Annotated in this window: 13 protein-coding genes; 4 read left to right on the plus strand and 9 right to left on the minus strand. The window is 58.8% G+C overall.

Features of this window, described 5'->3' with window-relative positions; translation table 11 throughout:
- Nucleotides 1-78 precede the first annotated feature (78 nt).
- Nucleotides 79-699, minus strand: a complete 621-nt coding sequence (locus ACKVY0_RS21390; RefSeq protein WP_409216882.1) for a trimeric intracellular cation channel family protein — start codon at nucleotides 697-699, stop codon at nucleotides 79-81.
- A gap of 2 nt (nucleotides 700-701) precedes the next feature.
- Nucleotides 702-1,424: a basic secretory protein-like protein gene (locus tag ACKVY0_RS21395; RefSeq protein WP_409216883.1), complete on the minus strand. Its 723-nt coding sequence runs from the start codon at nucleotides 1,422-1,424 to the stop codon at nucleotides 702-704.
- Nucleotides 1,425-1,483: 59 nt separating this feature from the next.
- Here ACKVY0_RS21395 and ACKVY0_RS21400 point away from each other — a divergent pair, with 59 nt between their 5' ends.
- Nucleotides 1,484-1,747, plus strand: coding sequence for a hypothetical protein (locus ACKVY0_RS21400; protein WP_409216884.1), 264 nt, complete (start codon nucleotides 1,484-1,486; stop codon nucleotides 1,745-1,747).
- Complete coding sequence (locus ACKVY0_RS21405) at nucleotides 1,744-2,151, plus strand: PIN domain-containing protein (protein ID WP_409216885.1); 408 nt, start codon at nucleotides 1,744-1,746, stop codon at nucleotides 2,149-2,151. Before ACKVY0_RS21400 ends, ACKVY0_RS21405 begins: the two co-directional genes overlap by 4 nt.
- A 4-nt stretch (nucleotides 2,152-2,155) precedes the next feature.
- Here the strand turns inward: ACKVY0_RS21405 and ACKVY0_RS21410 are convergent, their stop codons facing one another.
- Together ACKVY0_RS21410 and ACKVY0_RS21415 are read right to left on the minus strand one after the other, a co-directional pair.
- A complete protein-coding gene (locus ACKVY0_RS21410; RefSeq protein WP_409216886.1) occupies nucleotides 2,156-3,388 on the minus strand; it encodes a glycine C-acetyltransferase in 1,233 nt (410 codons plus the stop codon).
- Entirely contained in the window at nucleotides 3,385-4,596 is a 1,212-nt protein-coding gene (locus ACKVY0_RS21415) for a DUF3472 domain-containing protein (RefSeq protein WP_409216887.1), read from the minus strand. The genes ACKVY0_RS21410 and ACKVY0_RS21415 overlap by 4 nt, the downstream gene beginning before the upstream one ends.
- Nucleotides 4,597-4,651: 55 nt before the next feature.
- On the opposite strand from ACKVY0_RS21415, the gene ACKVY0_RS21420 reads away from it, so the two are divergent.
- Nucleotides 4,652-4,999: a hypothetical protein gene (locus tag ACKVY0_RS21420; RefSeq protein WP_409216888.1), complete on the plus strand. Its 348-nt coding sequence runs from the start codon at nucleotides 4,652-4,654 to the stop codon at nucleotides 4,997-4,999.
- Nucleotides 4,996-5,232: an HNH endonuclease gene (locus ACKVY0_RS21425; RefSeq protein WP_409216889.1), complete on the plus strand. Its 237-nt coding sequence runs from the start codon at nucleotides 4,996-4,998 to the stop codon at nucleotides 5,230-5,232. Before ACKVY0_RS21420 ends, ACKVY0_RS21425 begins: the two co-directional genes overlap by 4 nt.
- A 189-nt stretch (nucleotides 5,233-5,421) precedes the next feature.
- On the opposite strand, the gene tdh is transcribed toward ACKVY0_RS21425, so the two are convergent.
- The 5 genes from tdh to ACKVY0_RS21450 form a co-directional block, all read right to left on the minus strand.
- A complete protein-coding gene (tdh, locus tag ACKVY0_RS21430; RefSeq protein WP_409216890.1) occupies nucleotides 5,422-6,450 on the minus strand; it encodes an L-threonine 3-dehydrogenase in 1,029 nt (342 codons plus the stop codon).
- Between the two features lie 110 nt (nucleotides 6,451-6,560).
- Nucleotides 6,561-7,391, minus strand: coding sequence for a TlpA family protein disulfide reductase (locus ACKVY0_RS21435; protein ID WP_409216891.1), 831 nt, complete (start codon nucleotides 7,389-7,391; stop codon nucleotides 6,561-6,563).
- A gap of 318 nt (nucleotides 7,392-7,709) precedes the next feature.
- Complete coding sequence (locus tag ACKVY0_RS21440) at nucleotides 7,710-8,099, minus strand: polymer-forming cytoskeletal family protein (protein WP_409216892.1); 390 nt, start codon at nucleotides 8,097-8,099, stop codon at nucleotides 7,710-7,712.
- Nucleotides 8,100-8,119: 20 nt separating this feature from the next.
- On the minus strand, nucleotides 8,120-8,917 hold the full coding sequence (locus tag ACKVY0_RS21445) for a hypothetical protein (protein ID WP_409216893.1): 798 nt from the start codon (nucleotides 8,915-8,917) through the stop codon (nucleotides 8,120-8,122).
- 38 nt (nucleotides 8,918-8,955) lie between these two features.
- The gene (locus ACKVY0_RS21450) at nucleotides 8,956-9,507 is read right to left on the minus strand and encodes a hypothetical protein (protein WP_409216894.1); all 552 of its coding nucleotides are present in this window, start codon (nucleotides 9,505-9,507) and stop codon (nucleotides 8,956-8,958) included.
- Between the last annotated feature and the right edge of the window lie 102 nt (nucleotides 9,508-9,609).

Here is a 9,609-nt window from a genome sequence, read left to right on the forward strand (position 1 = left end):
AGCACCTTTCGAGAAGCACGTCTTGTAGCTCGGTATTCCGATACCGAGATCACCCCTTCGCGGAATCGGAATTCCGCGCTACAACGCGCCACTTCGACTCTGAAACGTCGGCAGCCTCAGCTTCCACCGCATCGCGGCCAGTCGCAGCACCAAAATCACCGCCATCCCGATGTAGCGATGGCTTTCCGATAGCGGAAGCCACTTTTGCAGCAGCACAAACACCAGCGCACCGGCAAACACCGCCGTCGCATACAGATTCACATCTGGCTGAAACACCAGCGGCAGCTCGCCGCGCAGCACATCCCGCAAAATGCCGCCCGCCACGCCGGTGACGATACCGAGCAGGATCGCCACGATCTCAGGCGTGCCAAACGCGAGCGCCTTCTCCGTCCCGACAATGCCAAACAACGCCAATCCAAACGCATCCGCGATAGCGAGCATCTTCGCTGGCATGTGGACGAACCGTGCCGCCACAAACGTCACCACCGCCGCGATCAGTGCCGTCCACACCTGATGCGGCTGCTCGATCCAAAACACTGGCCGCACACCGAGGCACAAATCACGAATCGTCCCACCGCCCACCGCCGTCACCAGCGCCAGCACCATCACCCCAAACAAATCCATCCGCTTCCCCTCCGCTGCCAGCACAGCAGAGATCGCGCACACTGCGACGGCGAAGTATTCGATCCAAGTAGGCATGATCATTTGGTTTTCTTATCAGAGGCCTCAGACTCCATGTCTCGAAGTTTGAACGATCGGATGAACGTTTCCCACAGCTCGTCCACCGGCCTTCCAGTCAACTCGGACCATAATTTATCGTTGTATTCGCCTTTGCGCAGAGCTGCGTTCATTTTCACGACAAGGCCCGCTGTGTGATTCTTCTCAACCCACTCCAGAAACATCGCCGTGGTCTTGTAGGCGTCCTTGTAGCTCGCAAGACGTGTCAGCTTGGGTCGCGGAGCTTGCAGCTCGAAATGCACGATGCGGATGTAGTCCGCGATGCCCTCCACCAGCCAGCCCGGCCCGCCCGGCGGATACGCTTGCACCACATGTGTCAGTTCATGCACCACCATGCCCCAGTCATCGGGATGTGACCGCACAAAGGCGGCAGAGATCGTGATCTTCCCATTCGCCGCATGTGCCACGCCCTTCATCGCCGGATCAAAATACAGCGTGACCTGCTTCGGAGCCTCAAAGCCCTCGCTCGGCAGCAGCGCGGCAATTTTCGGAAACCACTCGACGCACAACGTGCCCGCCTTGTTGCCCCACTCCTTCAAATCCGGTACGTCATTCGTGTCCACCAAAGCCGTGGCATCTTTCGAGCTGATCTTCGTCACTTTGCGCGGCTTGGAAGGTTGTTTGTACAAATCCTCCGCATGGGTGGTGATCGTCAGCAAGAGGAGAAGAGTGAGGAGCTTGTGCATGGTTGGAGGCGAAAGGTTGGCGCGTTGACGAATCCCGGCCTGTCAGGTAGTCTCCGTGCATGACAGCGACCATCTCAGCCAACGGTTTCATCGAAATCCCTCCTCTGTTCCGTGAGTCAGACCGCGTGCGGGACGGGCAGACCTGCGACATTGAGCGGCTTGGCCGCGGCGAGTACCGGCTCCGCGTTCGCACCGAAGACGAGCCTGCCCACCAAAGACTGTCCTGGCTCGACATCCTCTTCGACTGCCCGGCACACGACTGGCATGAACCCTCCTCGAACCGCCAGACGACGGATGAACTGCCAGCATCCTGCTTCGAATGAAGTTCCTCATGGATGTCAACGTGCTGTCCGAACCCACCAAGACGCTCGCCAGCGACAAAGTAAAAGCGTGGCTCAGAGCCAACCGCGATGACTGTGTCGTCGATGCCGTGGTAATGGCCGAAATTTGGCGTGGCATCGTGGCTCTGCCAGAAGGCCAAAAGAAGCGCGCCCTATCCGTTTGGTTTGCACGGTTGAAGGCGGAAATCCCCTGTCTCGACTGGACTCTCGAAACCGCCCTGGAGTGGGGACCCATCGTCACTGCGGTCAAGAGTTCTGGCTTCACCATTGAAATCCGCGACACGCTGATCGCGGCGAGCGCCAAACGGCATAGCCTCACCGTCGCCACGCGCAACGTGGATGATTTCAAACGTTGCGGAGCCACGGTCATCAATCCCTTCGTCTGAGGCTTCATGGCATGCAGGATGGTCGCGATGGGTTTGTTTTCGATGATAAGACTCCAAGCTCGCGCTTCACGTGTACAAACGCCTTCACCGCCTTCTCCAAATCATCCCGCGTGTGTGCGGCGCTGATCTGCGTGCGGATGCGGGCTTTGCCCTGCGGCACGACTGGAAAGCTGAAACCAATGACATAGACACCGTGCTCCAGCATCACGTCGGCGAACTTCGAGGCCAAAGCGGCATCACCGAGCATCACTGGCACAATGGGATGCTCTCCCGGTGCGATATCGAAGCCGGCCTCGGTCATCGCGGCACGGAAGTAGCGCGTGTTAGCCTCAAGCGTGTCGCGGAGCTTGGTGGACTGCTTGAGCAGGTTGAGCGCGGCGATGGAAGCGCCCGCGATGCTCGGGCAGAGCGTGTTCGAGAACAAATAAGGCCGCGAGCGCTGGCGCAGCAGCTCGATGATCTCTTTGCGCCCGCTCGTGTAGCCACCGCTGGCGCCGCCGAGGGCTTTACCGAGCGTTCCGGTTAAAATGTCGATGCGGCCCATGACACCGCAGTGCTCATGCGTGCCGCGACCCGTCTTGCCCATGAAGCCGACAGCGTGGGAGTCATCGACCATCACCAAAGCATTGTATTTGTCCGCGAGATCGCAAATCGCCTTCAGCGGTGCGATGCAGCCGTCCATCGAGAACACACCGTCGGTCGCGATGAGCTTGAAGCGCGCGCCTTTGGCATCCGCCGAGATCAATTGCGCCTCCAGATCGGCCATGTCGCAGTTCTTGTAGCGGTAGCGCTGCGCTTTGCACAGGCGCACGCCGTCGATGATCGACGCGTGGTTGAGTTCATCGCTGATGATCGCGTCCTCGGGGCCGAGGATCGTCTCAAACAGGCCGCCATTCGCGTCGAAGCACGATCCATAGAGGATCGTGCCCTCCGTGCCGAGAAAGTCGCCCAAACTGGCCTCCAGCTCTTTGTGGACACCCTGTGTGCCGCAAATGAAGCGCACGCTCGCCAGTCCGTAGCCCCAATGCTCCAGCGCCTCATGCGCTGCTTGTCGAACCTTGGGATGTTGTGCGAGACCGAGGTAGTTGTTCGCGCACATGTTCAGCACCGCCGCGCCGCCGTTCGCACGCACGAGCGTGCCCTGCGGCGTGCTGAGCACACGTTCACGCTTGTAAGTGCCTGCGGCTCGGATGGCGTCGAGTTGAGACGTGAGATGGTCTTGGAAAGCAGCATTCATGGCAGCTTGAACGTGGGTGGCGTGTTCGTGGCAGGGCGTGTGAAGGGCTCACCGTATTTCGTGAAGCCTTCGACGAAGCCGCCGTGCGAAAGGAAGAATTTGCCGGCTTCGACGCCCATGAAGCGGTCGAGGCGATGCGCTTTGCCCGTGGGATCGTGGCTGAACTTCGCGGTGGTGAGTTCGGTCCACTTGCCATCAGCGTTGGCGATCCATTGCGGTCCATAGAGCGCTTTGCGCTGCTGATGGCCGTTTTGACCGCCGAAGTTCTCGCTGAAGGAATGCAGGCCGCGCAGATACTTGCCGTCCTTCGGTGCGCGAAAGCTCGCGATGAGCATCCAAGCCTTCTTTTCGGGATGGAACCAGTAGCCGCTGTAAGTCGTGTGAGAACCATCCGGCTTCACGGCGACGACAAACTTCTGCGTCTCGCCCGTCTTCCACGGATAAACGAGATGCGAGTGCCCGCCCGTGCCTTCATTGCCGAAGACGCTCGCCTCCACGCCTTCACCCTTAGCGAGGAGCTGCGTCTGATCATCGGCAGCGACGGCGGAACGGTCGTCGGCCTTCTGGCCGCTGCCGGCATCCCACACCGAGAAAATGATGCGTCGCTCCGACGCTGAATTGATCTGCATGCCGAAGTAGCCGCGCGAGAAACCGCAGGCCATGTAGAACGTGTACAGCGGCTCCTTCACCGCCGTGACCTCGTTGTAGAACATCGCGATCTTTTCGTCCTTCGGCGTCGGATACATCAAATGCACCGAGGCGGCATTGCGACGCGGATCGAGATTGAAGTTCGCGTCCGTGGTGGCAGGTCCATCGAGCACCAGCGATTCAATGATGCCTTTGCCATCCGAATCGCTCAGCGACACGAGTTCAAAGCGCACATAGCCTGCCTTCGCGATTTCAAAGTCGCCGAACGCCGCCACGCCATCCGTCACGACGGCCTCGCGCTTCGTCTCAGCGATGTTGAGGCGCAGCTTGCGACCTTCATCGCCACTGAGTTTGATTTTCGCTCTGAGTTTTCCCGGCGTTTTGACTTCACCGAACCATAGCACTCGTTGCGTGTCGTTTTGCCAGTGTGTGATGCCTTTTTCCTTCGAAACCTCAAGTCCGCGAAAATCCGGCTCAATGTAAGCGGTGAAGCCTGGCACGCTCAGTTCGGCATGAGCAGTTGATAAAAGACCGAGGAGAGTGATGAGGCGCAGGTTCATGGTAGGATTAAAGAAACAGGTTGGAATTCCGGCGGTGAGACATCAAACTATCGGCATGCAAGTCACCCTCGATCTTCCGGAATCCATAGCGAAACGCCTGCCGACGGAGCCTGGGCAGCTCATTTCGATTCTGGAGCGCGGGCTGCGTGACGTGTGGTCTGCCACGGCAGGAGCTGGCCGTGAGGTGATCGAGTTTCTCGCGAGTGGACCGACGCCAGCGGCCATCGTGACGTTTAAGCCTTCGGCACAGCTCGCAGAACGCAGCCGTGATCTTCTGGAAAAGAGCACCGCTGGCAGTCTGGCACCTGAAGAGGTAGCCGAGCTGGACGAACTGGCACAGCTCGACTCATTGGTCTCCATCTTGAAAGCAGAAGCGCGGAAAAAACTCACGCAGGTGGCGTGAGCACCACGCGCATCAGCGTCGCTTTGCGCAGGCTTGTCATCGAACGCGCTGGAAGCCAATGCGAGTACTGCGGCATTCACGAGAACGAAGTGCTGCTCCCGCACGAGGTGGATCATATCATCGCGGAACAACATGGTGGGGAGACTGTTGAGCAAAATCTCTGTTTCGCGTACTTTCAATGCAATCGACGCAAAGGACCAAACCTCTCTGGAGTCGATCCGCTGACTGGCTAGGTGGAGGTTTTGTTTCATCCGCGTCTCGATGAATGGGCGCTTCATTTCTGTTTTGTCGGCCCACAAATTGAAGAGCGGACGCCTCGCGGACGAGCCACAGTGAATGTTCTGCGCCTGAACGCAGCTGAGCGAGTGTGTCTGCGCACGACGCTCATCGAGAGTGGTAGGTTGTTCGGGTGAGGACATGGTTCAATAAGTCCAGTCCAGCACGACTTTACCGCAGTTGCCGGATTCCATCGCGGCGAAGCCTTGTTCGAAGTCGGTATAGTGGAAGCGGTGGGTGATGACAGGTTTGATGTTCACGCCGCTTTCGAGCATGACACTCATCTGATACCAGGTCTCGTACATCTCGCGGCCATAGATGCCATGGATGGTGAGCATGTTGAAGATGACCTTGTTCCAGTCGATCGCGATCTGCTCGCTGGGGATGCCAAGCATGGCGATCTTGCCGCCGTGACACATGTTGTCGATCATGTCGCGGAAGGCGGCGGCGTTGCCGCTCATCTCCAGGCCGACATCGAATCCTTCCTTCATCCCGAGCTGCTTCTGCACGTCGGAGATGCTGCCGGTTTTGACGTTCAAAGCGACCGTTGCGCCCATTTGGCGTGCGAGATCGAGGCGATACTCGTTCACGTCGGTGATCACGACATGACGCGCACCCGCGTGTTTGACGACAGGAATGGCCATGATGCCGATGGGGCCTGCGCCGGTGATGAGCACGTCCTCGCCCATGCATTCAAAAGCCAGTGCGGTATGCACGGCGTTGCCGAAGGGATCGAAGATGCTCGCCACTTCCTCGTCCACGCCTTCGCGATGGTGCCAGACGTTGGTCATCGGCACACTGATGTATTCGGCGAAGGCCCCGGTGCGATTCACGCCGATGCCGACAGTGTCTTTGCAGAGATGACGGCGGCCAGCGAGGCAGTTGCGGCAGCGACCGCAGACAACGTGGCCCTCGGCACTGACGATCTCGCCGGGATGGAAGTCGTTCACGTTGCTGCCGACGGCGACAACTTCGCCCACAAACTCATGCCCCACCACCATCGGCACGGGGATCGTCTTCTGCGCCCAGGCATCCCATTTGTAGATGTGCAGGTCAGTGCCGCAGATGCCGGTCTTGCGGACCTTGATGAGGACATCATTGATGCCGACCTGCGGCTCCGGTACATCCTGGAGCCAGAGTCCGCGCTCCGCGTGTGCTTTGACGAGTGCTTTCATGGTTATGGCGGCATATTGGACGCAATTCCGGTAAATTGGCAAATGCTAATTTCCCATTTACCGGAATAGAATCCAATATGCTGATGAAAGCCAAAACCAACGGTGATGCGCTACTTCAGCAGCTTCGCCACCTTCTCCTCGAGTCCGCCACGGGCGGCGGTGTCGATGACCATGCCGTCCTGGTTCACCAGCCACATGGCCGGAATGGAATTAATGCTGAAGCCGGAGGAAATCTCGTTCTTCCAGCCTTTGCCGTCAAAGAACTGCGGCCACTCCATGCCCTTGTCCTTCACGAACTTCTCCAGCTTGGCCTTGTCCGAGTCGAGCGAGATGCCGACGATCTCAAATCCCTTCGGATGCAGCTCTTTGTAGGCCTTCAACACGTTGGGCAGTTCCGCCACGCACGGCCCGCACCAGGTGGCCCAGAAGTCGATGAGCACGACCTTGCCGCGCATTTTCTCCAGATCGACCTCTCGTCCATCCACAGCGGTGAATTTCAGATTCAATGGCTTCGATTTCAGCTCCGCCATGGTCTTGATGGTTTTGAGCGCCTTCTCCGCCGCAGCCTTGTCCTCGGTGCTGGCATCGCCGGCTTTGACGAGAGCCTCAAGCTCTGCCGTCAGGTTCTCAACCGGCGGCGCTCCGACGATGCCGCGTGATTTCTCGATCTTGGCATTGAACACCGCCGCGCTCCAGCGCACCGGATTCGCGGTCGATGCCTTCATCGCGTCCGCATGAGCTGCGTCGAACTCCTTCAAGCCCGCCTTGAGATTCGCGATCGCCTCCTCGCGTGATTTGGGCTTCTCCTTCGGGTTTTTGATGGCGTCGAGTGCTGCCTCGACTTTTTTCCACTCAGCGTCGCCAGCGGCGGCCATGAGTGATGACGAAACGGCCACGAACAGCGTCGCGACCCCGATGCGGAGGAGAAGGGAATGCTTCATGCGGAGCATGCTACTCAGACCCAAACCCAGGTGGCAAGCCCAAATCTCGCATCTGGGCCGTGTTTGCAGGGCATTTTCACGCTTCGCGCTGGAAGGCTTTAAAACTTGATTGGCGCACTTTGCGCTAAACAGGCGGCCGCCCTGGGTCTAGGTGAGGCTGGATGGACTCACTCATTTTTAGAAACGGTGGTGGATTTACCTCTGGTTGGCGGCGGTCAGTTGGTCGTCAGGCTCTGCGGTGAGGATGAACTGACTTGTTACTAATAATCAACAATCCCAGAGAATGAAAACGCCCTATCAGCCAGCATTTCAGTTCCATTATCGCACTTCAAAGAAGTCGAAGAAGAACAGCACCGCCGCCTGCTCCTTCGTCATGCCCTCGGCACGACCGATGATGCTGCCGCGTTCGCGGACATCGCCGTTCACCTCGATTTTTCCGATGATGCTGCCGCCTTTGCGCACATCGCCGTTGGATTCGACCTCGCCCACGAGGCTGCCGTTCTTGCGAATGCTCCCACTGCTCTCAATGCGGCCTTTGATGCTGCCATTGACGCGAATGTCGCCGTTGTTCTCGAATTTTCCGACGATGCTGCCGCTGATGCGCACGGTGCCGTCATTTTCAACACGACCGACAATCGATCCGCGCACACGGACGTCCCCAGCAAAAGCTGAAGCACCGATGAGGAGAAACATCACAAGCCGATACATGAGCGGAAACCATTGGTGACTCACTTCTGCTCCGATTCAGGGGGCTTGCCCCCTTCCGGCGGTCGGCGGAAGCCGCCGCTGCCACCGTCCTTGCCCTCAAATTTTTCCCGTACCTTTTTGAACTCCTCGCCAGCAACCTCGCGATAAACATCTCGCAAACGCTGGAAGGCGGCCATGCGCTGGTCCGGCGGCAGTTGTTCCAGCTTTTCCAGCGCCTCTTTCAGACGCGGGAACTGCATGATGCGGTCATGAAAGCGCCGGGTTTCCTCACGGCGTTCGGGTTTCGACACGGACATCATCTCGGCACCCAAGCGAATCGCCGCCATGCGGCCAAACTCCGGTGAATCCGGCTTCGGCATCTCCGGCAGGCCACGCTGGTCCATCGGGAACGGCGGTTTGATCTTCTCCAAAATGCCCACGACCTCGGGATCAATTTCCTTGAGCGCCTTGTGCAGCGTGTTGCGCAGTTCCTCGTTCGCCTTCATCGCCTGATCACGCGATTCGATCACCTCGGGCCGCTGCCAAGCCTTTTCAAAGGCTGCACGCACCTTGCCGCGCTCCGCTTCGGACAGCTTTTCAAAACCATCGAAGCCCCGCGTGGGCTTCCCGCCCATGCCGGGCATCATGCCTGGCGGCCCGCGACGCTCGCCATCGCGGAACGACGGCCCCTCACCCGGTTTCGGCGGAGGTGGCTTGGTGTCTTCTGACTGAGCAACAGCAGTCGTGGCGAGGGCTAAAAACAAGGCCAGGGGGCGCATGGCGGGCATGTTCCGCCGCTGCGTTGGTTTGGCAACTTCATAGCTATGCGCGGTTTTCATCTCCTCAGTAAAACTGGCCTCGGGCCAAAATGTTGCGCTCACTTGAGCCGCTCCAGTTTCAGCAAGGGAGCCGCAGGCGAGGCGAACTGGGCCACGTAGAGGTTTCCTTCCGCATCCACCGCCACGCCATGCGGATGAATGAAGGTCTTTCCATCACTCTTCATCGGCTGCAGCACGCCGTTCTCATACACCGCCGCCGGTGCGCCGATGTTTGAGACGATCTTCCAACTCGAATCGACGATGGAGATGAACCCTGGCGCATTCTTGTCCTTCGGCCAGTTGTCGCCGAGATGAGGAATGATCGTGTGCAGGCCGAAAAGCACGATGTCACGTGGATTACCACCAGGAAACGGCAGTTCGTCGATGAACCGCCCCCCCGGCGTGAAGCGGCGGATTTCCTGCTGGTCGCTCATGCCGATGACGACACGCGGCGTGCCATCGCGCTCGTCAAACGCGCCACCATGCGGCCCCCAGTGCTTCAATTGGTCCCGCGCCTCACCGATGTTGCCACCCCAAGCTCGGAGCAGCGTGCCGTCGGACTTGTAATGAAAGATATAATCCTTCCCAGACGCGAGCGCAAAAAAGTCCAAGGTGCTTGATCATGCCTCGGGGAGCTGGTACAAGAAGGCACACCTTCACTCATGCGCCACTTCAACGCCCCCGATTCACTCGCACAAAACAGCCTCTTTGAC

This window comes from Prosthecobacter sp., assembly GCF_046154365.1.
Lineage (GTDB): Bacteria > Verrucomicrobiota > Verrucomicrobiia > Verrucomicrobiales > Verrucomicrobiaceae > Prosthecobacter.